The organism is Pseudoalteromonas sp. 20-92 (genome assembly GCF_030847595.1).
Taxonomy (GTDB): domain Bacteria; phylum Pseudomonadota; class Gammaproteobacteria; order Enterobacterales; family Alteromonadaceae; genus Pseudoalteromonas; species Pseudoalteromonas fuliginea.
In genome coordinates this window covers 147,675-172,253 of record NZ_JANJGQ010000003.1, presented here as the reverse complement: position 1 = coordinate 172,253, position 24,579 = coordinate 147,675, and the positions used below count along the sequence as shown (strand labels likewise).

At 38.5% G+C, this 24,579-nt stretch carries 28 protein-coding genes; 21 read left to right on the top strand and 7 right to left on the bottom strand.

Annotation, left to right across the window (positions count from 1 at the left end):
* Positions 1-28: 28 nt before the first annotated feature.
* Genes NRL14_RS04520 through NRL14_RS04490 form a run of 7 tightly spaced genes read left to right on the top strand, consistent with a single transcriptional unit; the run spans position 29 to position 5,385 of the window.
* Complete coding sequence (locus NRL14_RS04520; RefSeq protein WP_007377940.1) at positions 29-1,159, top strand: chemotaxis response regulator protein-glutamate methylesterase; 1,131 nt, start codon at positions 29-31, stop codon at positions 1,157-1,159.
* Positions 1,152-1,916, top strand: coding sequence for a flagellar motor protein (locus NRL14_RS04515; protein WP_007377939.1), 765 nt, complete (start codon positions 1,152-1,154; stop codon positions 1,914-1,916). The genes NRL14_RS04520 and NRL14_RS04515 overlap by 8 nt, the downstream gene beginning before the upstream one ends.
* A 5-nt stretch (positions 1,917-1,921) precedes the next feature.
* The gene (locus tag NRL14_RS04510; protein WP_306724105.1) at positions 1,922-2,872 is read left to right on the top strand and encodes a flagellar motor protein MotB; all 951 of its coding nucleotides are present in this window, start codon (positions 1,922-1,924) and stop codon (positions 2,870-2,872) included.
* An 18-nt stretch (positions 2,873-2,890) separates the two neighbouring features.
* Complete coding sequence (locus tag NRL14_RS04505; protein WP_007377937.1) at positions 2,891-3,661, top strand: ParA family protein; 771 nt, start codon at positions 2,891-2,893, stop codon at positions 3,659-3,661.
* Positions 3,662-3,664: 3 nt separating this feature from the next.
* Positions 3,665-4,447, top strand: coding sequence for a chemotaxis protein CheW (locus tag NRL14_RS04500; protein ID WP_007377936.1), 783 nt, complete (start codon positions 3,665-3,667; stop codon positions 4,445-4,447).
* Between the two features lie 24 nt (positions 4,448-4,471).
* Entirely contained in the window at positions 4,472-4,966 is a 495-nt protein-coding gene (locus tag NRL14_RS04495; protein ID WP_007377935.1) for a chemotaxis protein CheW, read from the top strand.
* A 17-nt stretch (positions 4,967-4,983) separates the two neighbouring features.
* The gene (locus NRL14_RS04490) at positions 4,984-5,385 is read left to right on the top strand and encodes a DUF2802 domain-containing protein (RefSeq protein WP_007377934.1); all 402 of its coding nucleotides are present in this window, start codon (positions 4,984-4,986) and stop codon (positions 5,383-5,385) included.
* A gap of 31 nt (positions 5,386-5,416) precedes the next feature.
* On the opposite strand, the gene NRL14_RS04485 is transcribed toward NRL14_RS04490, so the two are convergent.
* Together NRL14_RS04485 and NRL14_RS04480 are read right to left on the bottom strand one after the other, a co-directional pair.
* On the bottom strand, positions 5,417-5,725 hold the full coding sequence (locus tag NRL14_RS04485; protein WP_007377933.1) for an EscU/YscU/HrcU family type III secretion system export apparatus switch protein: 309 nt from the start codon (positions 5,723-5,725) through the stop codon (positions 5,417-5,419).
* Positions 5,726-5,727: 2 nt separating this feature from the next.
* A complete protein-coding gene (locus tag NRL14_RS04480) occupies positions 5,728-8,088 on the bottom strand; it encodes a flagellar hook-length control protein FliK (RefSeq protein ID WP_306724104.1) in 2,361 nt (786 codons plus the stop codon).
* A gap of 113 nt (positions 8,089-8,201) precedes the next feature.
* On the opposite strand from NRL14_RS04480, the gene ccmA reads away from it, so the two are divergent.
* Genes ccmA through NRL14_RS04430 form a run of 10 tightly spaced genes read left to right on the top strand, consistent with a single transcriptional unit; the run spans position 8,202 to position 15,919 of the window.
* Positions 8,202-8,819 (top strand): cytochrome c biogenesis heme-transporting ATPase CcmA, encoded by a 618-nt coding sequence (gene ccmA / locus NRL14_RS04475; protein ID WP_306724103.1) that lies wholly within the window; start codon positions 8,202-8,204, stop codon positions 8,817-8,819.
* Entirely contained in the window at positions 8,819-9,505 is a 687-nt protein-coding gene (ccmB, locus tag NRL14_RS04470; RefSeq protein WP_008136756.1) for a heme exporter protein CcmB, read from the top strand. The genes ccmA and ccmB overlap by 1 nt, the downstream gene beginning before the upstream one ends.
* Complete coding sequence (locus tag NRL14_RS04465) at positions 9,505-10,242, top strand: heme ABC transporter permease (RefSeq protein ID WP_007377928.1); 738 nt, start codon at positions 9,505-9,507, stop codon at positions 10,240-10,242. The genes ccmB and NRL14_RS04465 overlap by 1 nt, the downstream gene beginning before the upstream one ends.
* Positions 10,243-10,244: 2 nt before the next feature.
* On the top strand, positions 10,245-10,448 hold the full coding sequence (ccmD, locus tag NRL14_RS04460) for a heme exporter protein CcmD (protein ID WP_306724102.1): 204 nt from the start codon (positions 10,245-10,247) through the stop codon (positions 10,446-10,448).
* Entirely contained in the window at positions 10,445-10,924 is a 480-nt protein-coding gene (gene ccmE / locus NRL14_RS04455; protein ID WP_007585848.1) for a cytochrome c maturation protein CcmE, read from the top strand. The genes ccmD and ccmE overlap by 4 nt, the downstream gene beginning before the upstream one ends.
* 2 nt (positions 10,925-10,926) lie before the next feature.
* A complete protein-coding gene (locus NRL14_RS04450; RefSeq protein WP_008136761.1) occupies positions 10,927-12,897 on the top strand; it encodes a heme lyase CcmF/NrfE family subunit in 1,971 nt (656 codons plus the stop codon).
* Positions 12,894-13,463 carry a redoxin family protein gene (locus NRL14_RS04445; RefSeq protein ID WP_007377924.1) on the top strand — a complete coding sequence of 190 codons (570 nt, stop codon included), beginning with the start codon at positions 12,894-12,896 and terminating at the stop codon, positions 13,461-13,463. Before NRL14_RS04450 ends, NRL14_RS04445 begins: the two co-directional genes overlap by 4 nt.
* The gene (locus tag NRL14_RS04440; protein ID WP_007377923.1) at positions 13,463-13,924 is read left to right on the top strand and encodes a cytochrome c-type biogenesis protein; all 462 of its coding nucleotides are present in this window, start codon (positions 13,463-13,465) and stop codon (positions 13,922-13,924) included. The genes NRL14_RS04445 and NRL14_RS04440 overlap by 1 nt, the downstream gene beginning before the upstream one ends.
* Positions 13,925-15,178 (top strand): c-type cytochrome biogenesis protein CcmI, encoded by a 1,254-nt coding sequence (gene ccmI / locus NRL14_RS04435; RefSeq protein ID WP_007377922.1) that lies wholly within the window; start codon positions 13,925-13,927, stop codon positions 15,176-15,178.
* Positions 15,179-15,187: 9 nt separating this feature from the next.
* Positions 15,188-15,919, top strand: coding sequence for a VacJ family lipoprotein (locus NRL14_RS04430; protein WP_007377921.1), 732 nt, complete (start codon positions 15,188-15,190; stop codon positions 15,917-15,919).
* Between the two features lie 62 nt (positions 15,920-15,981).
* On the opposite strand, the gene NRL14_RS04425 is transcribed toward NRL14_RS04430, so the two are convergent.
* Entirely contained in the window at positions 15,982-17,205 is a 1,224-nt protein-coding gene (locus NRL14_RS04425; protein WP_008133803.1) for an EAL and HDOD domain-containing protein, read from the bottom strand.
* A 331-nt stretch (positions 17,206-17,536) separates the two neighbouring features.
* Here NRL14_RS04425 and putP point away from each other — a divergent pair, with 331 nt between their 5' ends.
* A complete protein-coding gene (gene putP / locus NRL14_RS04420) occupies positions 17,537-19,015 on the top strand; it encodes a sodium/proline symporter PutP (protein WP_033031455.1) in 1,479 nt (492 codons plus the stop codon).
* A 111-nt stretch (positions 19,016-19,126) separates the two neighbouring features.
* Here putP and NRL14_RS04415 read toward each other — a convergent pair whose 3' ends face one another.
* The gene (locus NRL14_RS04415) at positions 19,127-19,444 is read right to left on the bottom strand and encodes a YebG family protein (protein WP_033031453.1); all 318 of its coding nucleotides are present in this window, start codon (positions 19,442-19,444) and stop codon (positions 19,127-19,129) included.
* Positions 19,445-19,746: 302 nt separating this feature from the next.
* Here NRL14_RS04415 and NRL14_RS04410 point away from each other — a divergent pair, with 302 nt between their 5' ends.
* Positions 19,747-20,043 (top strand): ComEA family DNA-binding protein, encoded by a 297-nt coding sequence (locus NRL14_RS04410; RefSeq protein ID WP_007378631.1) that lies wholly within the window; start codon positions 19,747-19,749, stop codon positions 20,041-20,043.
* A gap of 16 nt (positions 20,044-20,059) precedes the next feature.
* Here NRL14_RS04410 and NRL14_RS04405 read toward each other — a convergent pair whose 3' ends face one another.
* The 3 genes from NRL14_RS04405 to nhaB form a co-directional block, all read right to left on the bottom strand.
* Positions 20,060-20,362 (bottom strand): DUF6170 family protein, encoded by a 303-nt coding sequence (locus NRL14_RS04405; RefSeq protein ID WP_306724101.1) that lies wholly within the window; start codon positions 20,360-20,362, stop codon positions 20,060-20,062.
* 5 nt (positions 20,363-20,367) lie between these two features.
* A complete protein-coding gene (gene dsbB, locus NRL14_RS04400; protein WP_033031451.1) occupies positions 20,368-20,886 on the bottom strand; it encodes a disulfide bond formation protein DsbB in 519 nt (172 codons plus the stop codon).
* Positions 20,887-20,990: 104 nt separating this feature from the next.
* Entirely contained in the window at positions 20,991-22,571 is a 1,581-nt protein-coding gene (nhaB, locus tag NRL14_RS04395; protein WP_306724100.1) for a sodium/proton antiporter NhaB, read from the bottom strand.
* Positions 22,572-22,875: 304 nt separating this feature from the next.
* Here nhaB and fadR point away from each other — a divergent pair, with 304 nt between their 5' ends.
* Positions 22,876-23,589: a fatty acid metabolism transcriptional regulator FadR gene (gene fadR / locus NRL14_RS04390; RefSeq protein ID WP_306724099.1), complete on the top strand. Its 714-nt coding sequence runs from the start codon at positions 22,876-22,878 to the stop codon at positions 23,587-23,589.
* Between the two features lie 363 nt (positions 23,590-23,952).
* Positions 23,953-24,558 carry a peroxiredoxin gene (locus NRL14_RS04385; RefSeq protein ID WP_007378637.1) on the top strand — a complete coding sequence of 202 codons (606 nt, stop codon included), beginning with the start codon at positions 23,953-23,955 and terminating at the stop codon, positions 24,556-24,558.
* Positions 24,559-24,579: the final 21 nt, after the last annotated feature.

Genomic DNA, 24,579 nt, shown 5'->3' with positions numbered 1-24,579 from the left:
CTACACTTCAATTTAATAAGAGAGCTAAATGGCCGTTAAAGTTTTAGTTGTTGATGATTCTAGCTTTTTTCGCCGCAGAGTGAGCGAAATACTTGAGCAAGACAGCGATATAAAAGTAATAGGTTTTGCTGTGAATGGCAGAGAAGCTGTTGAAAAAACAGCTGAACTACGCCCTGACATGATTACAATGGATGTAGAAATGCCTGTGCTTGACGGTATTAGCGCAGTTAAAGAAATAATGTCGAGTAATCCGACACCAATTTTGATGTTTTCTTCACTAACTCGAGATGGTGCAACGGCAACGCTTGATGCATTAGATGCCGGAGCAATGGATTTTTTACCGAAAAAATTCGAAGATATTGCACGTAACAATGAAGATGCAATAAAGCTTTTACAAGCTAAAGTGAAAGAAATTGGTCGAAGAAGGGTTCCCCGTACATTCAAGCCCATAACACCAGCTAAACCGCAAAGTATGCCATTAGCGACTCCAAGTTCATTAAGGAACACGGCAACGTTAAAGCAGCCAGATAGAAGCTTTCAACGTACGAATTCTAACGCCTCCGTTCATGCTAGTGGTAAAAAATATCAACTTGTTGCTATTGGTACATCGACTGGCGGACCCGTTGCATTACAAACAATATTAACTCAATTACCAGCAAATTTCCCGCATCCTATATTATTAATTCAGCATATGCCTGCCGCATTCACACCTGCATTTGCTTCGCGTTTAAATGGTTTATGCCAGATAAAAGTAAAGGAAGCACAACAAGGGGATCGATTACAACCAGGGACTGCATACTTGGCTCCAGGTGGCCAACAAATGATGGTTGAGGGGCGTGGGTCTTCAAAAACATTGCGCGTATTTGAAGATAACAGTGAGCGAATAACATATAAACCAAGTGTTGATGTGACTTTTGCAAGCGTTGCAAAAGCTTGTCAAGGTGACGTACTGGCTATTGTTCTTACTGGTATGGGGGCTGATGGGCGTGATGGTGCTCGAATGTTGAAGCAGACTGGCGCCACTATTTGGGCACAAGACGAAAAAAGTTGTGTTGTTTACGGTATGCCACAGGCGGTTGCAAGTGCTGGCTTAGCAAGTGAAAGTCTTGCTCTAGATGATATCGCTCTAAGGATTAAAAAAGAGATTGGTTGTGGATAAGCTTTCTATATTAGGTTTATTTATTGCGTTAGGCGCTATAGCGATAGGTTATTCTTTAGAAGGCGGTGTTGTCTCTGCGTTATTCAATGGACCAGCACTTATAATCGTAGTTGGTGGTACGCTTGGCGCTGTGATGTTGCAAACATCATCTAGTACTTTTAAAAAAATGCTAAAAATAAGCCACTGGGTTTTTATTTCGCCAAAGCATGATGTAGACGAAGCGATCGAACAAGTTAAACAATGGTCTCACAAAGCACGACAAGAAGGCTACTTAGCACTTGAAAATGAGGCCTTAACTCATCCCGATCCATATGCAGCTAAAGGTCTTAGCTTACTTGTTGATGGTTGCTCTGAGCAAAAGCTGCGCGATACACTTGAAATTGATTTATTATTAGAACGCGACCGTTTATTAGAGGCAGGACGCGTTTATGAAGCTATGGGCGGGTATAGCCCAACAATAGGGATTTTGGGCGCAGTGCTTGGTCTTATTCAGGCTATGTCATTTATTACCGATCCGCAAAAGCTGGGTGCTGGTGTCGCGACAGCATTTATAGCCACTATTTATGGTGTCGGTTTAGCTAATTTACTATTTTTACCGATGGCAAATAAACTAAAACAACGTGTTGAACAAAAAATGTTGTATCACGAACTGTTAGCTGAAGGTGTTATTGCAATCAGTTTAGGCGAAAGCCCTGTTAATATTGAATTAAAGTTAGAAGCTTATCGTGTAGAACGCCCTAATTTAGTGGATAAATAACGATTATGCTACGTCGACGTTTACGTCACACTTCCTCTAAAAGTCAGCATACTGAGCGTTGGCTTGTGTCTTATGCAGATTATATGACGATAATGTTTGCCTTTTTTGTGGTTATGTACGCTATTGCTATAGATAAGGAAGAAAAATTTCAAATATTATCGGATTCGCTCGAGCATGTTTTTGATAAATCTGCGCGCCAACATTCACAAGTTGGTGATGGTGTTAATGGGAGTGGGGTCTTAACCGACAGAGTAACGCCGGAACAAGAGGTGTTGTATGGCGAAAGTATTCAAAAAAAGGAACAAGGCCCTGAGTTATTAGATGGTCAAAGTGACACAAGTAACATTAAACAAAAATATTTAGGAAAACCATTAGATAGCTTGTTAACTAAACTTCAATCAGCACTCATTGATGAAATTCGTGATGGAGAAGCGAGTCTTGAATTGAATCAAGATTGGCTCATTATAGAGTTGAGTTCAGGAATGTTATTTTCTAGTGGTAGTTCAGTTGCTCATTCGCGTGCTAAGCAAGTCGTAAAAATTGTCAAAGATATTATTGATCCAGTCGATAACTACATTAGAGTTCGCGGTTATACAGATAATGAGGTTATTAGTAACGAAATATTTCGTTCAAACTGGGAGCTTTCAGTTGCAAGATCCACCTCAATTTTAGTCGAGCTTGAAGCGTTGGGTATTAATTCTGCACGAATGGCAATAGAAGGTTATGGCCAGTATTATCCTTTTGCTGATAATAACACAGAGAAAGGTCGAGCTGAAAACCGTAAGGTTGTAATCGCTCTTTCTAAGTATGGTTTACCACCTAAAGATAGTCCATCGTTAGAGCAAAAAAATATAGCAGTACAGACAGAGCCTGAAGTGGAACTACCATCAGACGATAATACAATAAAAATAATTCGTTTACCTCATGGTGGGATCCGAATAACGACGCGAAATTAATAGCAATTAGGATGTAATGTGAAGATTTGGACTGTTGCGAATCAAAAAGGCGGGGTCGGTAAAACAACAACGGCAGTTAGCCTAGCCGGTATTTTAGCGTTACAGGGCAAACGTGTATTGCTTATTGATACAGATCCCCATGCATCACTAACTTATTATTTTGGTATCGACTCTGAAGATTTAGAAGTCAGCGTGTACGATATTTTTGCTCGCGGAACAAGTATGCAAAGTGAAGAAATATTGCAAGCACTTTGCCCGTCAACTCTTGAGAATCTTGATATTTTACCCGCTACTATGGCAATAGCTACACTTGATAGAAGTATGGGTAATAAAACAGGCATGGGTTTAATACTAAAGAAAACGCTTGCTAAAATTAGTGAATATTATGACTATGCAATACTTGATTGCCCGCCGGTTTTGGGGGTTTTAATGGTTAATGCATTAGCTGCGAGTGAGCGTATTTTAGTTCCCGTACAAACCGAATTTTTGGCCCTGAAAGGGCTTGATAGGATGATGCGGACTATGGAATTAATGCAAAGCTCTCAAGCGAAAAGTTATCAATATACTATAATTCCTACTATGTATGATAAACGCACTAAAGCATCGTTGGAAGCATATAAAACTTTACAAGAAACCTATAAAGATAAAGTGTGGCCAGGTGTTATTCCTGTTGATACAAAATTTAGAGATGCGAGTTTGGCACAAAAAGTGCCAATAGAGTTTTGTCCTCGTTCCCGTGGTGTTTTTGCATATAAAGCATTATTAGACTATTTAATAGAGCAAGGTTAATGAATGAGTAAGCAATTATTTGCTAATGAAAAAGTAATGACTCAATATTTAGGTGCGTTATTACGTGATGACGAGCCTACAGATAACCTTGAACCTGTGGCAAAACTGCTTGAACAAATACCGAGTGAACAGCAAAAAGGGCAAGTACATTTAAAGCCTAATGAACAATTAAAAGCAGCGGAAAAAATATTTGCTCAAGATCTGCAAACAGAAGAGCTAAAACCATTAGATATTACTAATGAGCCAGAGCCAGTTAAAGCTGATTTAGTTGTAGAGACAAGCTCACATTTATCAGTAGAGCCGGAACAAAGAGCAGTAACAAAAAGCCAAGAAGATTATTTTGACGGTGAGTTTCAAGCATTATTTTTTGAAGTTGCGGGTTTGACTTTGGCTGTACCATTAAAAGCGTTAGGTGGGATTCATCAGTTAGGTGAAGTAAATCACTTATTTGGTAAGCCAAAATGGTTCAAAGGCGTTATGCTTAATAGAGATGAAAAACTTAATGTTGTTGATACAGCGCATTGGGTGATGCCTGAGAAGTATGACGAAAAACTAGAAGCGTCACTTAACTATCAATATTTAATAACGTTAGGTGACAGCCAATGGGGGTTATTAGCTGAAAAGTTAATAAATAACATTACATTGAGTAAAGAAGATGTAAAATGGCGTACAGATCAAAGTAAGCGCCCATGGCTTGCTGGAGTTATTAAAAAGAAAATGTGTGCTTTAATTGATGTAGATAATTTAAATGCGCTATTAGAGAAAGGCTTAGATAGTCGTCAGTAATAATGACCATTACGGAGTAACAGCATGAATCAAGATAAATTACTGTCAGCAAATAAAAATGCAGACAATGACGAAATATTACAGTGGGTTACCTTTAAGTTAGAAGAAGAAACTTATGGCGTAAACGTAATGCAAGTCCAAGAGATATTACGTTACACTGAAATAGCTCCAGTACCAGGTGCTCCTTCTTATGTAATTGGTATTATTAATTTACGGGGTAACGTAGTAACAGTTATTGATACGCGTGCTCGTTTTGGTTTAGACGCCGCTGATGCAACCGATAACTCTCGTATTTTAATAATAGAAGCTGAAGAGCAAGTTATTGGTATTTTAGCCGATAGTGTTTCTGAAGTTGTATATTTACGCAGTTCAGAAATTGACAGTGCACCTAATGTCGGTACTGAAGAGAGTGCTAAATTTATCCAAGGTGTTTGTAATCGTGATAATGAGTTACTTATTTTAGTCGATTTAAACAAGTTACTCAGTGATGATGAATGGGATGAGTTAAGCGATTTATAAGCTTTACCAATAAAAATATGCTGTTACTTAGTATTGCAATAGCTGCGCTGGCGATAGGTCTAATATCGTTAGCGTTAGTTTTTGCATTGAAAAATAAACAAACGAGTGAGCTGAATTTTGTCATGCAGCAGCTTAAAGATACTTCCGAACAAACTCATATTTTGCGAAGTGAGGTTTCTGAATTACGAACAGGCTTGTTGAGTATAGGTAAGCGTGTACTTGATGTTGAACAGCAGCATCAAGAATTAGTTCAACAACAAGCGGCTCAAAAGTATGATGATCCAGATGCCAAAATTTATTCGCGTGCTGTTAAAATGGTTGAGTTAGGGGCTGATTTAGAGGAGGTAATACGCGAGTGTGAATTACCTCGCGCTGAGGCTGAATTACTCTTTTCATTGCATAAACAAAAAGGCGCTTAGCGCCTTTTTAGTTATCAGCGTATAAATAATCTCATGCTTTAATATTCAACTTACCTTGAAAGTCTTGCCAACCTGGCGGGAATTGACCCCTTAATACATACGAAAATGCAATGAGTTCTGCAATTACATAATAAAGTTCTTTTGGGATCTCTTCTCCTAACTCTAAATGCGACAACGTTTTAGCAAGTGCAGCATCTTCGTGGATCATAATTCCTTTTAGTTTAGCCGCTGCTATTATTTCATCAGCTAACTCACCAAACCCCTTCACACTTACAGTGGGGGTGTTGCCAGCTTCGTATAAAAGTCCAATGGCTGATTTATTAATAGGTGTATCACTCATAGCTAAACCTTAATATTAATAATTGCATGAGATTTATAAAATGCCTGATTGTTAGCATCTCCTCGTTTTAAATTAAGTTCACCAACTTGCAAACCATGTTTAGCTAGTTTTGATCTTAAATTATCTAGGTGAGGGTGAGCAATTGCGCTTACTTCTTGGCTTGAGGCTAATAGCTGGCAATCAAGTGCTTTATCCATTAACTCAGCAGTAATTTGTAGCTGCCCAAGTTGGGCATAATCAAAGTTTAGCCTTACAAACCATACATTTTTATCTCCTAATTTATCTGCGTTTGGCTTTTTATATTGCCCTAGTGTTATTTCTGTTTGTGCTGCTTCTGGAGGTAATCTCATGGGTAATAAAAATTGTGCAAGCGGGTTTGTGTCTGGCTGTTGATTTGGTGTTGAGACACTTACTTGGGTAAGTGTATTTTTAACTTGTACAATTTCGCTAGCCAAAGCTTGAACTTGAGCCTGTTGGAGTTGCTCAAGCATTTTTGCTCCAGTGTTACCTGTTTTAAAAGTAGGTATAAGTACTTGCAAAAGTGCATCTAAGCCAGTTTGATTATTAAAACTGATAGGTGTTACTGACTGGCTAATTATAGGGGCGGCTAAAATACTCACAGCTACTTGTTCAAGCCCTTTAGTGAAACTACTTTGCAAAATGTCCCCCGTTAGATGAGACGGTTGTAAAGTAGCAAGTATTTCACGCTGTATGGTCGCAGGGTGTGTGTTATTGCTTGAGACCATACGATTAAATGCTTGGTTGATTAACCGAGTTAAATCGGGTGTTTCTTTTGTTACTTTATTTGTAATATCAGTGATCTGATTACTTAAAAGTTGTTTATTGCTAGCCATTTTATCTGTAGGGGCGGTGGTGTCAGGAAGCTTTAATAATATAGTTAATAGCTTTGCTTCTATTGGTTGAAGCATTTGACTACGAGAGCCTGTATTAGATAACGGCTCTGCTGATGAGATAATATTTTTAGTAACTGTTTCATTTGTAGTCTTAATTAACGTGTCAGTTTTACTGTTAGTACTCGCATTTAGGATGTTTAATTGATTTGCTTTTAAATCACTTGGTGTAGAGCAAGCTACTGTATTTTGAGTAATGTTATTTGTTGTTGGCGTGTTGGTTGTTATGTTTGAAGGTGATTGCCAAACACTAACACTTCCTTTCATAAGCTGAGTTAGTTGCACAAGCGGCGGGAGTCTAGAAAAGTGCTCGGTCAAAATGTTACTTGTATTTTTTGATATCTGAACACTTGCACTTTGGGTAATGTTAACTCTGTCTAGTGGTACAACTTTGGTGTTTTTTTGTAAGGCGGCGGATGAATTGGCAGCTGTAAACTCTGACTTATTTTGTGTCGTAAAAGGCTTACTTTCAAAATATTTTACCGCATCATTAATTCGTGTTCTTAAGTCACTCAAGCTATTTTGTAGCCACGATTTTATTGGGCTATCAGTAGTAAGTAATGGATTTACTTTAATATTACTCGCAGAAACGGCTACTTCAGGTGCATTATTTTTTTGAGCTAAAAGCAACTCGTTAAATGGTTTCGAGAAGGAGTTATTAAGCATCACTTTTATGTTGCTAGTATCGGTTTTAATAAACAATTTATCAGCCTGGTTTACTAAGTTTACCTTAATAGTCGTGCTGGGTAGTTCACTAACTTGTTTATTATTTATAGGCGTTGTAAACGACCCCGACTTTTGTGGATGAGTTAAAATGGCCAGTTTTGGTGTTGCTTGCAGTTGTGCATTAGGTAGCAGCGCTGCGAGTAATTTAGTCAGTCTTGTTTGACTCAGTGGTTGCGAATGAACTGTATCAGCAAAGCTGTTAATAATATTTAGCTGTGCGCCTTTATTGTTAGTGCTTACAATTACTTTTAAAGATTGCTCGGTTATAAGTAGCTGCGCTACGTCTTTATTTATTGCAATACTGGCGTTGAGTTTATCAATGACTAATTTGGGAGTAGGCGATAAAACAACCTGGACATCCATTGGCTTACTTTCTACCTCAGTGCCTGTGCTTACATAATTTAATAAACGCTGTAACTGAGTTGGTTGACTTAAGGTGAGGGTTGTACTGTTTGGTATAATGTTGAGCTTTTTGCCATCAGGGCTGAGCTGTATGTTAGCACTGGCTATTTTTTGTAAGTTTTGAGGTGTGTTAGTCGTGCCAAGCCTTAATGTTTGCCAATGCTTATCAATAAATACATCAAGCGTAATCGAATCTTTCGAAAATTGTATATTTTTAGCGGCAAGCACCTCATCAGGTAATTGCGATAATTCATTCGTTTGAGCATTGCTCGATTGATTGATAACCAATGAATTAGATAATGTGATTTGCGTTGGCGTATTCATTATTTTAAATCAAGTTTTCTCTATTTTAAGTGAATCGATTTTAAAGCAATATTCGTATTACCCTATCATTATGGTAGACTAACGCCTAATTTTTGGCAGAGAGAATCGTCATCTTGTTACACATTAAGTCCGTCACCTGCATCAAGCAAGATCGTTGTTTGTTTGCGGATCTTAATTTTAGCCTTAATAACGGTCAAATCATGCAATTAGCAGGCCCTAACGGGGCTGGAAAAACATCGTTATTGCGTATTATCGCAGGCTTTTCTGCGCCTGATGAAGGGGCTATATTATACCAAGAATTGCCGATATCTAAGTACTATGAAGAGTATGCCAGAGAGCTATTGTTTATAGGTCATAAAACGGGTGTAAACACTCAGCTTAGTGCAGTGGAAAATGTTAGCCATTGGTTGCAAATTAATGGCTATAGCGAGCCTGATTTATACCCTATTTTAGCGAAACTAGGCCTTGTTGGACTTGAAGATGTGCCTGTTAGGATGTTATCTGCTGGGCAACAGCGACGTGTTGCTTTAGTAAGACTATGGTTAAGTGATGCTAAACTATGGGTGCTTGATGAGCCATTTACTGCGCTTGATAAAAGTGGTGTCGCCTTTTTACAACAACGATTTACTGAGCACTTGAAAAGCGGTGGTGCTATCTTATTAACGACCCACCAAGATTTAACGACCCACTTTAGTAACTTACAAACGGTTATATTGGAGTATCGTCACTAATGACTCGTCAACACTCATATTGGTTACTATTTAGTGCGGTATTTACCAAAGATATAAAGCTTGCGTTTCGTCAGCGTGCAGAAATTGTAAACCCTATTTTATTTTTCTTAATTGTAATCTCATTGTTTCCGTTAGCAATAGGGCCTGAGCCCGGTCTACTGGCGAGAATGGCACCGGGAATTATTTGGGTCGCCGCGTTACTTTCTACTATGTTGGGCTTGGATAAGTTGTTTAGAGATGATTTTAACGATGGCTCATTGGAGCAATTAATTGCATCATCTTATCCGTTATCGCTAACGGTGCTTGCTAAAGTGGCTGCTCACTGGGTGGTAACAGGTTTACCGCTTGTATTAATGACACCGTTGTTTGCATTGTTATTGAATCTAGAAAGTTCGGCGCTAAAAGCGACCGTTTTAACATTATTATTAGGCACACCGCTATTGAGCTTTATCGGCGCAATTGGCGCTGGGCTTACTGTGGGATTACAAAAAGGGGGGATTTTGATGAGTTTACTCGTACTGCCTTTGTATATTCCAGTTTTAATTTTTGCAACGTCGGCTATCGATACCAGTACCATGTCACTGGATTATAGTGGACAGCTTGCTATCCTTGGTGCAATGTTACTTATTGCTATTATTAGCGCACCAATTGCCATATCGTCAGCTTTAAAAGTGAGTGTAAGTTAATGTGGAAGTGGTTACATCCCTATGCTAAAGCGGAGCGTGCATATCAATTATGCAATACGTTACTGCCTTATTTTGCCGTAGTTACTGTAGTTAGTATGATTGTTGGTTGGGTATGGGGGCTTGGTTTTGCACCTGCCGATTACCAGCAAAAAGACAGCTACCGTATCATTTTTATTCATGTTCCTTCCGCCATTTTATCTATGGGCGCTTACTCATCAATGGCTATTGCAGCTGTTGTTGCACTTGTATGGCAACTACGAAATGCCGAACTTGCCGTTATTGCTATAGCGCCTGTTGGTGCTTGTATTACAGCTATAGCGCTTATTACTGGCGCTGCATGGGGTAAGCCTATGTGGGGTGCTTGGTGGGTATGGGATGCGCGTTTAACGTCTGAACTTATTTTATTATTTTTATATCTTGGCGTGCTTTCGCTTTACCATGCATTTGAAGATAAGAAGTCAGCAGGGCGTGCGGCTTCTATTTTAGCGATTGTGGGCGTAATCAACTTACCTATTATTCATTACTCAGTTGAGTGGTGGAATACGCTACACCAAGGCGCAAGCATTACAAAATTAGACACAAAAGCAATAGACCCAAGTATGTTTTGGCCACTTATGGTTAATATTTTAGCCTTTGCTGCTTTTGTAGGAACAGTGACTTTAATTCGTCTTAAAAATGAAATTTTACAACGCGAAAAGCACCGACCGTGGGTACGCTCGTTGTTAAATAAGGGGTAATTATGCAGTTTGACTCTTTTTCTGATTTTATTGCAATGGGGGGTTATGGGTTTTATATATGGCTTTCTTTTGGTACATGCGCACTTATTTTACTTGGTATTTTAGTGAACTCTTTAAGAGATACCAAACGCATTATGGCTTCAGTAGAACAGCAAATAATACGCGAAGCGCGAATTAAAAAAGCTAAACAGGAACAAGTTTCATGAACCCAAGACGTAAAAAGCGCCTATTGGTAATTATTGCCGTGCTGTTTGGTATTGGTGGATCAATTGGTTTAGTGCTTTATGCACTTCAAGAAAACATTAATCTTTTTTATACGCCAAGCGAACTTATTGATGGCAAAGGGCCTAATAAAGAAAAGCCTTTCATTGGCCAAAAGTTACGTATTGGCGGCATGGTTGTACCAGGCACCGTTGAGCGTAATGAACAGAGCTTACAAGTAAGCTTTAAGCTAATAGATACAGGTCCATTAGTGACCGTGCGTTATCAAGGTATATTGCCAGACTTGTTTCGTGAAGGGCAAGGCATTGTAGCGCAGGGCGTATTAATCGAACCTAACGTTATTGAAGCATTTGAAGTGCTAGCAAAGCATGACGAAGAATATATGCCAGCAGAAGTTGCAGAGGCAGTTAAAGGTATTAAGCACGAAAAACCAAAATACAACTTAGATAGTGGTAATTAGCTATGATCCCAGAAATTGGTTATTTTTCTTTAACGCTTGCTATGGTATTAAGCGTTTTACTGTGTATTTTTCCTCTTTGGGGCGCGCATACCGGTAATCTTCGATTAATGCGTGCAGCTCCCTCTTTAGCAATTGGGCAATTCGCTTTTGTTTTAATCTCTTTTGCAGCACTTATTTACGCCAGTGTAACGGATGATTTTACCGTATCGTACGTAGCATATCATTCAAGTAGCACGCTGCCTTGGTATTACAAAATCACCTCTACATGGGGCGGCCATGAAGGCGCTATTTTACTGTGGCTTGTAATGCAAGCGGGTTGGACTGCAGTAGTTGCTGCACGCTCTAAATCACTCCCTTGGGTGTTACGTGCTCGCGTATTGGGTGTGCTTGGCTTTTTAGGTGTCGGTTTTATGATGTACACCTTGCTACTTTCAAGCCCGTTTGAGCGCCTACTTCCTTATTTTCCGGTAGAGGGGCGTGATTTAAATCCGTTACTTCAAGATCCGGGTATGATTATTCACCCGCCATTACTGTACATGGGTTATGTAGGGCTATCGGTTGCTTTTTCTTTTGCTATTGCTGCGTTATTAACCGGTAAGCTTGATAACACATGGGCTAAGTGGTCACGTCCATGGACAATGACTGCATGGGGCTTTTTAACTCTAGGAATCACAATTGGTAGCTGGTGGGCATATTCAGAGCTTGGCTGGGGCGGCTGGTGGTTTTGGGACCCAGTAGAAAACGCATCGTTAATGCCATGGCTTGTGGCAACCGCATTACTGCACTCATTAAGCGTAACTGAAAAACGCGGTGTATTTAAATCATGGACTGTTTTACTAGCTATCGCAGCGTTTTCATTAAGCCTTTTGGGAACCTTTATTGTACGCTCGGGTATTATTGTATCGGTACACGCTTTTGCAACAGACCCTGATCGTGGCTTATTTATACTTGCCTTCTTAGGCATCGTTGTAGGTGGTGGCTTGGCGTTATATGCACTGCGTGTGTCACAAGTTCACAGTGAAGGACGATACAAGCTGGTATCGCGCGAAGTGGCGTTATGGCTCAATAATATATTTTTAGTGGTTGCTACATTGATCGTATTGCTTGGTACGCTATTACCTATGGTACATAAAGAGATGGGCCTAGGCAGTATTTCTATTGGCGAACCGTTTTTTAATAAAATGTTTGCAATAATTTTAGTGCCGTTTGCTATTTTGATGGGTATAGGACCATTTTTACGCTGGAAGCAAAATAAATGGGCTTTCTTACAAAACAAAATATTAATGGGCGTATTAGCCAGTGTTGTAATTACCTGCGCTTGGTTGTTTTCAAGTTACGACTTAGTAAAACCACTTACGCTATTAGCTACTACGCTTGCGGTTTGGATTGCAATATCAACCGGGATCGATATTTACACTAAAGCCGCAGTGCATGGCACCTTAAAAGAAGGTTTAAAACGCTTAGGTGTAAGTTACTGGGCTATGGTGCTTGGGCATATTGGTATTGCATTTGTTATTGCGGGTGTAACGCTTACATCGGCATATTCAGTTGAGCGTGATGTATCTATGAAACAAGGCGATACAGTCCAGCTTAATCAATATGAATACCGCTTTGATGGTGTTAAAGCTATTCGCGGACCAAACTACAGTGGTCATGCTGGTGTTGTATCTGTGCTTAAAAATAATGAACTAGTAACACGCTTACACGCCGAAAAACGTAAGTATGATATTGGTATGCAGTTTATGACCGAGGCGGCAATAGATGCAGGCTTTACACGTGATTTATACTTAGCGTTAGGTGAGCAGTTAAGCCAAGGCGCATGGTCACTTCGCATTTATCACAAACCGTTTGTTCGTTGGATGTGGATTGGTGGTGTGCTTATTTCCCTCGCTGGATTTATGATTTTATTTGATAAACGCTACCGCACATCAGCTAAAACAGCGCGTAGGGCTGCATCGGAGAGTGTTTTATGAACCGTAAAATTTTAGCTATTGCGCCGCTTTTAGTGTTTGTTTTTGTGTGTGTATTTTTATACCAAGGTCTTTTTGCTAACCCTCGTGAAATTCAAACGGGACGATTAGGTCAAGAAATGCCAGCATTTAATCTACCTGATTTAATGCAAGACAATAAGCCATGGACTAACGAGTCTTTAAAAGGCGAGGTTTACTTACTAAATGTATGGGGCACTTGGTGTCCTACATGTTTAGTTGAGCTTGGCTATTTAACTAAGTTACGTGAGCAAGGTGTTAAAATTATTGGGCTTTATTACGTACAAGGTTACGATGCTGATTTTGATGGCCCTTTTGATATGCAATCACTTCGCACAGAAGTGAGCGATATGCTGCAACGTGCGGGTGACCCATATCAATTTAATATCTTGGATTTACATCGTACTTTGTCGTTGGATTTAGGCGTGTCGGGTGCGCCTGAAACATTTTTAGTCGATAAAAACGGCACTATTTTGTTGCATCACACGGGCGATATAAACCCGCGAGTATGGCGAGCTAAATTTGCGCCAATTATGCAGGAGCTTAAATAATGAAATGGTTACTACTTACGCTTAGCATTTTTGTAAGCATCAGTGCGTTTGCTGAGCAAGACCGCTATCAATTTGATAACAACAAACAAGCAATATTGTTTGAAGAGCTAACTAAAGAGCTGCGTTGTCCTAAGTGTCAAAATCAAAATATTGCGGACTCCGACGCTGTTGTTGCTAAAGACTTACGCGATAAAGTACTCGTATTGGTTAAAGAAGGTAAGAGCAAAGACGAAGTGATTGATTACATGATTGACCGCTTTGGCTATTTTGTTCATTACGACCCACCAGTTACACCCGCGACTTTAGTACTTTGGGTATTACCTGTATTAATTGTCATAGTCGGCTTTGGTTTTATTGTTATTCGCCAGCGAAAAGCATCAGTAAAACAAACCTGGAGCAGTGACGACGAAATGCTGCTAGCTAAGCTAATTGAACAAAATAAACGTCAGGAGCAAAGTTAAATGATTTTAATGTGGGCGTGTTTTGCTTTACTCACACTGGTTGCTCTTGCGTTTGTGATGTTGCCTTTTTTAAAAAAAGAGCACGTTAAAACAATTACTCATAATGCCAATGCGGAGCTAATTAGTATTTATGAGCAGCGTTTAGTTGATTTACAAACCGATTTAGATAATCAACGCATTGATAGCATCAATCACACAGAATCAATTGTTGAATTAAAACGTCGTTTATTGAACGAATTATCGCCAGAAAAGTCACTTAATAGCAAAGGTAATAATCGTATTTTTGCTTTAACAGGCGGTGCATTTGTTCTTGCACTAACGGGGATTTTTTATAGCTTTACAGGTAGTCAGCAGCAAATTTCGGCTTGGCATGATGCAATGGATAATTTAGCGGATTACGGTGAGCGTGCTGTAATGCAAAAAGGTGAGCCGCTTAGTCAAAATGAGCTGCAGGCTTTTGCATTGGCGCTTCGTACTAAGCTTAGCCGTTCGGGTGATGATGAAGTCGCTTGGATGCTACTTGGACGAGTTGCTATGTCGCTTAATGAATTTGACATGGCGCAGCAGTCATTTGATAAAGCACTACGTATGAATCCTGATAATATGCAGGTACTTATTAGTTACAGCCAAGTTTTATTACTAGAAGGCAGCGAAGCTAATATGACCCGTGCGGCAGGTATGCTCTCAAAAGTACTAAAAGTCGAGCCTACCAATTTAGATGCTATTTCGTTACTCGCGCTTATAGCGTATGAGCGCAAAGATTGGCCGCAAGCTAAAACTGCATTTGAAGTTTTATTGGCAAGCATGGGAAAAAATGATTCTCGTTATAGCATGATCTCTGAGCGTATTGCTGATATAGAGCAGCAAATGCAAACGGAAGGCTCAGTTATGCCAGTTACTACTACAACGGGTGCTATTGCAGTTACTGTCGACATTGCAAAAGAGCTTATTGATAAACAACCAAAAAACGGTATTTTATTTATATTTGCAAAAGCTGCAACTGGCTCACCTATGCCATTAGCTGCTGTTAAACTCGCTAAATATTCATTTCCAATTACAGTCGAGTTGAGTGATAGTAGTGCAATGGTTGCAGGGCTTAACTTATCGAGTGCCGAAAATATTATTATTTCGGCGCGTATTTCTATAGATGACTCGGTTATGCCAAGTTCTGGTGAGCTAGAAGGTCATTCACAGTCGTTAAAGCGTGAAAGTGTAAGTGACTACCAACTTCAAATTGATACATTAATACCTTAAGGACGTTAGATGTTAAAGCATAGTTTTACTTTTTTATGTTTATTGGTACTGGCCGGTTGTGCTCAAGTACCACAAAGTAAAGTAGATGAGAGAGATCCTCTGCAAAGTATTAATCGTCCATTATATGACTTTAATATGGATGTACTCGATGCATACTTGTTGCGCCCCGCAGCAGTTGGTTACATGACAGTTACACCTGTACCTGTACGCCAGAGCGTTGTCCATTTTACCGACAATATAACGGCTCCTGTAGATATGATAAATGCCGGCCTGCAAGGTAAGCCGGGTAATGCAAGTGTTAGCCTTGCGCGTTTTTTAGTTAATTCTACTGTTGGCATATTTGGTTTGTTTGATGTTGCCAGCTCATTAGGCCTTGAAGTTGTAGATGAAGACTTTGGACAGACCTTGGGTGTGTGGGGGGTGGGCGATGGCGCTTATTTAATGCTGCCTGCTATGGGGCCAAAAACAGTGCGTAACTTAACGGGTGATGTCGTCGATAACTTTGTACTACCTGAGGTAGCATTAACGACTCCACAAACTATTCTAGTGTTTGTTTTAAAGGCAGTGGAAGCGCGCGCCTCATTAATCCCTCAAGAGGGGCTATTAAATGATTCACTTGATCCATACTTGTTTGTGAAAGATATTTATTTCCAGCGTCAAATTTATGAACTATACGATGGTAACCCGCCAATCAAAGAAGAGCCCGCTGATTTTGATGAAGACTTTTTAGAAAGCTTATAACCCAACACCAGCAAACAAAAACGCCAGCTAAATGCTGGCGTTTTTGTTTGCTGGTGTTGTTATTATTCGTGAATCATTAAATGCATTTGCTCATCGACCCAAGCTAGCGCTTCATGGTAGGCATCAGGTACTTTTTCACCAAGGTTTAGTTCTGTAGTTATGTCGTTAGCCGCTGACCAGTTTGCTTGCTCATAATACTTAACTAGGTTGAGGTATTGTGCCAATAAACCTTCGTTATCGAGTAATGCTGCTTTTATTTCGTTAGATAAAGGTAATTTCTGCATTACGCTTTCCATACTCTCATCTAAAATAGCATCCATTAGAGACATCATACCGGTTAAAAAAGCCATGCCAGTATCTTTAAATTGGCCATGAGAAATAGCGAGTAATTCACCAAAACGTGCTCGGGTTAAGGATAATTTGATTAATTCAACGGGTTTATCTGCAGATACTTGCGCAGCAAAAAGTAATGATAAGAGCTTTTTAATTTCGCTAGCGCCAAGCACAATAAGTGCCTGCTTAATTGTACTGATTTCAGCACGCCTTGCAAAGGCAGCAGAGTTTGAATACCTAAGAAGCTTATAAGATAGATTTACATCACGCTCAAATACATTAGTGATTTTTTTAAGATCTATTTCAATACTTGAGGTTTCATACAGTAATTCAGCTAATGCCATCTCTGATGGTGGCAATGCTTTACTTTGCACCATCTCGGGTTTTGAAAAGAAGAATCCCTGAAAATAATCAAAACCGAGTTCTAATGCCAAGCTATACATTTCATACGTTTCAACTTTTTCGGCAAGTAATTTAATATGAGAATGTTGTTTTATATCGTCAATAACGTTTTTTATTGTACTTGTATCACATGTTAAGAAATCAATTTTAATGATGTCTATAAATGGATAAAAGTGACGCCACACAGGCTGATGAATGTAATCGTCAAGTGCAATAGTATACCCTTTATCTTTTAGGTCTTTAACAATTGCTAATAAGCGCTTCCCGGGTTGAACTGTTTCGAGTATTTCAACCACAATTGTATCTTTACCCAGTAGTGTTGGATAACCTTTTGATAACGTATCCAACGTAAAGTTTATATAAGCGGGCTTATTATCAGTTAAATCTTCTAAACCAAAGTTGAATTGACTGCCTTCTATTAAACGTGTTGTCGCTTCGTCACCATCTATATCGGGAAACACATTATCGACGCCATCGCGAAATAAAAGCTCATAACCAATGAGTTCTTTTTCACGATTTAAAATCGGTTGGCGTGCGGCATAAAAGTACATAAACAATTCCGTATGAGTAAAGTCAGCAGGTATTGTAATAATATATTGGAAAACATTCAAAATAGCATTACGTATATTTGCATGATTAATAAATTATCATTAAAAATAAGAGGGTTTATCTGTTTTATTTTGTGAGTTTACATAGTGTTGTTCTAAAAGTGTGCAGCATGAATATTTTTAAACTAGGAAAAGGTAACAAGTTGGAGATTTCCATATTAGGCATGATATAGTCGGCTGGAATGCTTTTACCTCAATGCTGTCTTTATTATAAAATTTTAAGAGTCAATATTCGGATTAAAAGCTTGGTATTATTAAATGTGCGGAGGCTAATTTGGAAACAGGAATGATTATTTCACTGGCGTTATATTTTGTTGTAATGCTAGGTATCGGACTATATGCATATAAACAATCTACAAGCGATGTCTCTGGTTACATGTTAGGTGGGCGAAACCTTTCCCCCAGTGTCGCTGCATTATCTGCTGGCGCATCTGACATGAGTGGTTGGATTTTAATGGGCTTGCCCGGTGCAATGTTTGTAAGTGGATTTAGCAGTACATGGATAGCGATTGGTTTGATCGCAGGTGCTTGGTTAAACTATTTTTTAGTAGCTCCAAGACTCAGAGTTTATACAGAAAAAGCAAATGACTCGATTACTATTCCAGATTATTTTTCAAATCGTTTTAACGACAAATCTAACTTACTACGCGTTGTATCTGCAGTAGTTATTATTGTTTTCTTTACGCTTTATACCTCTTCTGGTGTTGTTGCCGGCGGTAAATTATTTGAAAGCTCATTTGGGCTAAGTTATGAGATGGGTTTGTATATCACTACAGGTGTTGTTGTTTTATATACTTTGTTTGGTGGTTTTTTAGCCGTCAGCTTAACTGACTTTGTTCAAGGTTGTATTATGTTCATCGCACTAATTTTAGTGCCTTGTGTAACCTACTCACTTTTAGAACAGCCTTTAGAGTCCACTTTACATAGTGTAAACCCCGAAATGCTTAATTGGATAGGTGCAGGGTCTACTTTAGGGATTATTTCAGCAATGGCTTGGGGGTTGGGATACTTTGGACAGCCTCATATTATTGTGCGCTTTATGTCTGTTCGTAGTGTGAAGGAGATGCCCACAGCGCGTCGTATAGGTATGACTTGGATGATTGTTGCTGCTGTTGGTGCAGTTGCTACTGGTATTTTTGGCGCCGCTTACACATATGAAAATAATATTACGGTCAAAGACCCAGAAACTATTTTCTTAGTGCTTTCAGAGCTTTTATTTCATCCACTAATAGCAGGCTTTTTACTTGCCGCTATATTAGCTGCAATTATGAGCACAATCTCATCTCAGTTATTAGTGAGTTCAAGTTCACTAACAGAAGATTTTTACAAAACATTTTTGCGTAAAGAGGCGAGTGATAAAGAGCTAGTGGCTGTTGGCCGTATCAGTGTTGCTATAGTTGCTATGTTTGCCATTTACTTAGCTTACGACAGAGATAGCTCTATTTTAGATTTAGTAAGTAATGCTTGGGCAGGCTTTGGCGCCGCGTTTGGACCATTGGTTTTATTTAGCCTTTATTGGAAACGCATGAACTTTGCCGGTGCATTATCGGGTATGTTAGTGGGTGCATTTACTGTGCTAATTTGGATTTATGGCCCATTTACTATTAATGGCGAAAGCTTAAGTAGCTTTATGTACGAAATTGTACCTGGCTTTATTTTATCTTGTATCGCAATTGTTGTTATCAGCTTAGTAACAAAAGAGCCAGAGCAAAACATCACTGCTTTATTTGATGAAGTAGAGAAAGAGCTTTAAATAGCAATTACCACCTATTTTAAAATAAGTGGTAAGCAATAAAAAAGGGAGCAACTTAGTTGCTCCCTTTTTTATTTAGCTTAACTCATCCAATAGGGAGCAAACGGCTAGTTAACTTGCTTTTTTATCGTTGTTGTCTTCAGTTGATGCAACGTTATCTGACTTTTTAGTTTTTGTTGGGGCTTTGGTGACAACTGGGTCTTTGCCACCTTTTAATATAGTCATAAAGTCTTCTTTACTCTTTGCTATTTCTAAAGCAAGTGACTCTATTTGTTGCTCGCTTAATGGCACATCTACCTTTTCTAACATTAGCTCAAGCGACTCAGCAATATCGAGCATTTTGTCATAAGCATCAGCTTCTTTTTTAGTAGTAAACGTCATGCGCTCGACTCCGTTTCGTTCTACAACATATTTAACAACAACAGCCATGATTTCTCCTGCAAGCTTGCGTGGCAATGTGGTTTATGAAAACCATTAGATTACTGTTTTTATGTACAGTAATGGTTTGTGGTGTAATTTGCAAGTATCTGATATTAATTTTTAGTTTATTTAAGATTTGACAAAAAACTGTAACTTTACTTTATTTAATAAATCACTTGTTGTACCAGCTGCATTTTAGGATTTCGGATAATAGTGATCATGTGTTTAGGTGATTTTATATAATGAGCTATTTTTATTTTACTATTTCCTGAGCAAAATTTAATAATTCGAAAGTACAATAAGGAAAATAAATGCGTCTTTTACAAAAACTCTTATTCATAAGTATATTATGTTTGCTCCCGACTACTGCAGCGTTTTCACAGGTAGTTGATGTGGTCAAAGAAATGCCTAAATATGATGTTGTAAGTATTAATGATGCTGATGCGAGTATGCTCGCTAAGCTACCAGGAATAGGGAAGAAAAAAGCACAAGCAATAGTTGATTATAGGGAAGCAAATGGAGAGTTTACTGAAGTAAACGATTTAGCGAAAGTGAAAGGTGTAGGAAAAAAGTTAATAACTAAGCTAAAAGATAAAATAACATTATAAGTGGGTTAGGGCGCTTCTAAGCGCCCTGAACATATTCTTTTAATGCTTTACTAAGATTTTTTTTGGCAAAATTAATTTCGATAGGCGTAGTTAATAATGGATAACAAAGTACACCAAGCATTAAAAATGGAATAACTACCCAGCCTTCAAATAGGGTAAATATTAAAAACAGTGGGCTTAATAATATAAGCTTTATTATACGTAATAACACGCGTTCAGTAGGTGAAATCAGACCTAGCGATAGGGCTATAACGGCTTGCCTTTCGCGTACTTTTAAATGTTTTAATTCTATAATTTGACTCGAAAAAAAAGTAAACATACTAATTAAACCGATCTTTTAAAAAGCAAACGACTACTAATCACTATAAAAAATACACTAGCAAATAGTCCAAATATGATTTCCATCCAAGCGGGCATACTCAAACCCAAAAATTGCCAGTCTATATTTCCACAATCACCAGTTGCCTGAAAAAAGCTAGGGATCCACTCATGCAATGGTAAAAATGATGGGAAATTAGGTTCAAATTCACAGCTAAAAGCAAAAGGGTCTGTGGTGGTTTGCATATCTATATGTTCTTGAGCAATCAGGTATCCCCAAACACTTGATACGCCCCAAGTTAAGTAAGCCGCTATTCTGACTACTTTGTTTTGCGGTTTAATTGAGCCAATAATACCAGCGCTAAGTAACCCTAGTACTGCGGTACGTTGATAAATACACATTATGCAAGGTGCTAACCCCATTTTGTATTGAAAGAAAAGGGCGGTTACTTCAAGTAAAAAAACAATAACGGTGAATAAAATCCACGGGGTACGTTGAGTCGGTAATTGTGCAAGCCAGTTCATAAAAATTCCACGCTTAAATAAGACGATATATTATGGCGTAGGATAAAGTACGCAGCAACAAAAAGGAAAAAAAAGCTATCGAAGTAGCTTTTTTTAAGATGAGATTAGTGACTACTTGATGTAGCCCCTATGGTCGCTACATGATGATCTATCCAGCCCCATTGATACATTAGTTCGGTCATATCGCTTAAACCTATGTAAGTAAAGGTAAGCCCTATAGTAGTTAACACGATTGTATATGGTAATGCCATGTAAACCATTCTCCCATAGGACAAACGCAGTACTGGGGCAAGTGTTGATGTAAGCAAAAATAAAAATGCAGCTTGACCGTTTGGAGTCGCAACACTTGGTAAATTGGTACCTGTATTAATAGCAACAGCTAAAAGGTCGAATTGATCACGGGTAATTTCCCCAGCTTTCAGTGCCGCTGCAACTTCGTTTATATACACAGTACCAACAAATACATTATCGCTTACCATGGAGAGTAACCCATTGGCGATAAAGAACATGACTAATTGTAATTGCCCTTCAAATGTAAGTACCCAAGCAATAACAGGTGTGAATAGGTGTTGGTCTATAATAACGGCAACAACGGCAAAAAACACACATAAAAGCGCTGTAAATGGCAGAGCTTCCTCAAATGCTTTTCCTAGTTGATGTTCTTCAATAATACCGGCAGAGGCAGTTGCCAATATAATCACTGATAAACCTATTAACCCAACAGCGGCTAAATGCATTGCTAAACCGACAATAAGCCATACCGCAATGAACGCTTGGATAGTTAAGTTAACTTTATCGCGTTTAGTTCTTTTACTATCAAGCCCTTCAGCGTGATTTTTTAAAATAGTGTGAATTTTTTTAGGTAATTTAGCGCCATACCCAAAGGCTTTTGTTTTTTCCAAAACAAAAGTAGTTAATAAACCAGCAAAAAATACAGGCAAGGTGATAGGCAGCATTCTTAAGAAAAACTCACCAAACTGCCAACTCGCTCGTTCAGCAATAATTAAATTTTGAGGCTCACCAACCATAGTACAAACACCACCGAGTGCAGTGCCAATAGATGCATGCATTAATAGGTTACGTAAAAAAGCACGAAACTCTTCGAGTTCTTGGCGATTAACTTCTTTTACTTGATTATCATCATTTATATCATGTTCGCTGTTGGAGTCTTTTCCTGACGCGACTTTGTGATAAATACTGTAAAATCCCATTGCAACGGCAATGACTACTGCCATAACTGTTAATGCATCTAAAAATGCAGATAAAAAAGCAGCTGCAAGAGTAAACGCTAAAGATAAAATAGATTTACTTCTGACTGACACGACTAGTTTCGTAAAAATGTAGAGTAATAAATCTTTCATGAAGTAAATGCCGGCGACCATAAAAATCAACAGCAAAATTACATCTAAGTTTTGTGCTATTTCATGTTCAACTTGTCCTGCAGTCGTCATTCCTATAAATAAGGCTTCAATGACAAGTAAGCCACCAGGCTGCAGTGGATAGCATTTAAGTGCCATTGCCAAGGTGAATATAAATTCTAATACCAACGCCCAGCCTGCCACGTATTGATTTAGTTGAAAAAGGATAGGGTTAATAATTAGAAACGTAATGATCGTATATTTATACCATTGTGGCGCATTACCTAAAAAATTCTTAAATGTTGCAGTTAAAACACTCTGCTGCATAGGTGTTCCTTTTTATTGTACTTATATGTATAGCTAGTGCCCGTTAAGTTAATTCAGCTAAAGCTTTGTGTAAACAAAAATATGCGAGTGATAACAATGTACCTAATGTGAATATGGCCTATATTTATATACACTGTAGCTAAAATAGAAAAATCAAAATTTAATTATTTATAAATATTAAATATCTACTCATTTGGTTGAACTAATATACCTTACTTTACTTGTTAGTTGTGCTTCCTCTGGTACAATCAGTCAGTTATTCGTGTAAGACGATAAGTTGTAGATTACTTCGAGTGGGAATTGAATGAGAATTTTTAAAGCGAAAAGCCCAGCAGGATTTGCTGAAGAATATATAGTTGAGTCTATTTGGAATGGCGATTTCCCTCCAGGTTCAATTCTACCTGCCGAGCGAGAGCTCTCAGAGTTAATTGGTGTCACAAGAACAACTTTACGAGAAGTACTACAGCGTTTAGCTCGCGATGGTTGGTTGACTATTCAGCACGGTAAACCGACACGAGTTAATAATTTTTGGGAAACGTCTGGTTTAAATATTCTTGAAACGTTAGCACGCCTTGATGAAGATAAAATGCCTGAGCTGACAGATCAGCTTTTATCGGCAAGAACGAATATTAGTGCTATTTATACGTGTGCCGCTATTAAGTTGAATCCAGAGCGCGTTATTGAAATTTTATCACAAAGCCATGAATTAGAAGATACTGCACAGGCATTTGCTGATTACGATTATAAAGTTCATCACGAATTAGCAGTTGCTGGTAATAACCGTATTTATGTATTAATTCTTAACGGTTTTAGAGGGTTTTATTCAAAGATTGGTTGTCATTACTTTTCAGATGCAGGAACACGAGAGCTTGCCCGTCAGTTTTATAAAGATTTAACTATACTGGCTGAAAATAAAGAGCATGATGGCGCTATTTCTATGATGCGTAAGTATGGTCATCAAACGGGTGAAATTTGGCAGAATATTCGAGGTGATATGCCTTCGGATATAATGGATTAAATCTAAACGAAAAACCTGCATTTGCAGGTTTTTTTTATCTGTAAAAATTCATACCACATTATATGTTTTTTTAAACAGTTTAATGTATTAACCCTTCTTCAGTAACGCTAAAAATACTATCTAATTACAACGCAATTTACACCTCAAAATAGATCTATTATTCAAGCAGATTAGTGCAAGTTGTAAGTGTTCGTTATTTTCGATTGCTCACATCGCTAAATACGATTGTTCTTTTTAAACTAAAAAATTTAGAATGCCAATTAATTATATGTATGCGCTATTGGTTTTTAATTTTTAGCGCCCATATAAGTACCAGCATTGCGAAAGCAATTGAAAACAAACTCAAAATATTTGGAGAATAAAATGGGTGTATTAGTAGGCCGCCAGGCACCAGACTTTACCGCTGCAGCTGTTCTTGGTAACGGTGAAATTGTAGATAGCTATAACCTTCATGAAACAATCAAAGGTAAAAAAGCAGTTATCTTCTTTTACCCACTAGATTTCACGTTTGTGTGTCCTTCAGAACTTATTGCATTTGATAAGCGTTTTGAAGAGTTCCAAAAGCGTGGCGTAGAAGTTATTGGTGTTTCTATCGATTCACAATTCTCACATAACGCATGGCGTAACACTGCTGTAGCAGATGGCGGTATTGGTAAAGTTCAATACGCACTAGTTGCAGATGTTAAACACGAAATTTGTAAAGCATACGACGTTGAGCATCCTGAAGCGGGTGTTGCGTTTCGTGGGTCATTCTTAATCGACGAAGAAGGCAATGTACGTCACCAAGTAGTGAACGATTTACCACTAGGTCGTAACATCGATGAAATGCTTCGTATGGTTGACGCACTAGCGTTCCATACTGAACACGGTGAAGTATGTCCTGCTGGTTGGACTGAAGGTAAAAAAGGTATGGACGCAAGCCCTGAAGGCGTTGCAAAGTTCTTATCTGAAAACGAAGGCGAGCTATAATTTAGCCCTTAGTTTTAAATA

What these genes read in the sequence shown, in the direction of transcription:
- NRL14_RS04520 (WP_007377940.1), top strand. Translation starts at nt 29, where the DNA reads ATGGCCGTTAAAGTTTTAGTTGTTGATGATTCTAGCTTTTTTCGCCGC.
- NRL14_RS04510 (WP_306724105.1), top strand. Translation starts at nt 1,922, where the DNA reads ATGCTACGTCGACGTTTACGTCACACTTCCTCTAAAAGTCAGCATACT.
- NRL14_RS04500 (WP_007377936.1), top strand. Translation starts at nt 3,665, where the DNA reads ATGAGTAAGCAATTATTTGCTAATGAAAAAGTAATGACTCAATATTTA.
- NRL14_RS04495 (WP_007377935.1), top strand. Translation starts at nt 4,472, where the DNA reads ATGAATCAAGATAAATTACTGTCAGCAAATAAAAATGCAGACAATGAC.
- NRL14_RS04490 (WP_007377934.1), top strand. Translation starts at nt 4,984, where the DNA reads ATGCTGTTACTTAGTATTGCAATAGCTGCGCTGGCGATAGGTCTAATA.
- NRL14_RS04485 (WP_007377933.1), bottom strand. Translation starts at nt 5,725, where the DNA reads ATGAGTGATACACCTATTAATAAATCAGCCATTGGACTTTTATACGAA.
- NRL14_RS04480 (WP_306724104.1), bottom strand. Translation starts at nt 8,088, where the DNA reads ATGAATACGCCAACGCAAATCACATTATCTAATTCATTGGTTATCAAT.
- ccmB (WP_008136756.1), top strand. Translation starts at nt 8,819, where the DNA reads ATGACTCGTCAACACTCATATTGGTTACTATTTAGTGCGGTATTTACC.
- NRL14_RS04465 (WP_007377928.1), top strand. Translation starts at nt 9,505, where the DNA reads ATGTGGAAGTGGTTACATCCCTATGCTAAAGCGGAGCGTGCATATCAA.
- ccmD (WP_306724102.1), top strand. Translation starts at nt 10,245, where the DNA reads ATGCAGTTTGACTCTTTTTCTGATTTTATTGCAATGGGGGGTTATGGG.
- ccmE (WP_007585848.1), top strand. Translation starts at nt 10,445, where the DNA reads ATGAACCCAAGACGTAAAAAGCGCCTATTGGTAATTATTGCCGTGCTG.
- NRL14_RS04450 (WP_008136761.1), top strand. Translation starts at nt 10,927, where the DNA reads ATGATCCCAGAAATTGGTTATTTTTCTTTAACGCTTGCTATGGTATTA.
- NRL14_RS04445 (WP_007377924.1), top strand. Translation starts at nt 12,894, where the DNA reads ATGAACCGTAAAATTTTAGCTATTGCGCCGCTTTTAGTGTTTGTTTTT.
- NRL14_RS04440 (WP_007377923.1), top strand. Translation starts at nt 13,463, where the DNA reads ATGAAATGGTTACTACTTACGCTTAGCATTTTTGTAAGCATCAGTGCG.
- ccmI (WP_007377922.1), top strand. Translation starts at nt 13,925, where the DNA reads ATGATTTTAATGTGGGCGTGTTTTGCTTTACTCACACTGGTTGCTCTT.
- NRL14_RS04430 (WP_007377921.1), top strand. Translation starts at nt 15,188, where the DNA reads ATGTTAAAGCATAGTTTTACTTTTTTATGTTTATTGGTACTGGCCGGT.
- NRL14_RS04425 (WP_008133803.1), bottom strand. Translation starts at nt 17,205, where the DNA reads ATGTACTTTTATGCCGCACGCCAACCGATTTTAAATCGTGAAAAAGAA.
- NRL14_RS04415 (WP_033031453.1), bottom strand. Translation starts at nt 19,444, where the DNA reads ATGGCTGTTGTTGTTAAATATGTTGTAGAACGAAACGGAGTCGAGCGC.
- NRL14_RS04410 (WP_007378631.1), top strand. Translation starts at nt 19,747, where the DNA reads ATGCGTCTTTTACAAAAACTCTTATTCATAAGTATATTATGTTTGCTC.
- NRL14_RS04405 (WP_306724101.1), bottom strand. Translation starts at nt 20,362, where the DNA reads ATGTTTACTTTTTTTTCGAGTCAAATTATAGAATTAAAACATTTAAAA.
- dsbB (WP_033031451.1), bottom strand. Translation starts at nt 20,886, where the DNA reads ATGAACTGGCTTGCACAATTACCGACTCAACGTACCCCGTGGATTTTA.
- nhaB (WP_306724100.1), bottom strand. Translation starts at nt 22,571, where the DNA reads ATGCAGCAGAGTGTTTTAACTGCAACATTTAAGAATTTTTTAGGTAAT.
- fadR (WP_306724099.1), top strand. Translation starts at nt 22,876, where the DNA reads ATGAGAATTTTTAAAGCGAAAAGCCCAGCAGGATTTGCTGAAGAATAT.
- NRL14_RS04385 (WP_007378637.1), top strand. Translation starts at nt 23,953, where the DNA reads ATGGGTGTATTAGTAGGCCGCCAGGCACCAGACTTTACCGCTGCAGCT.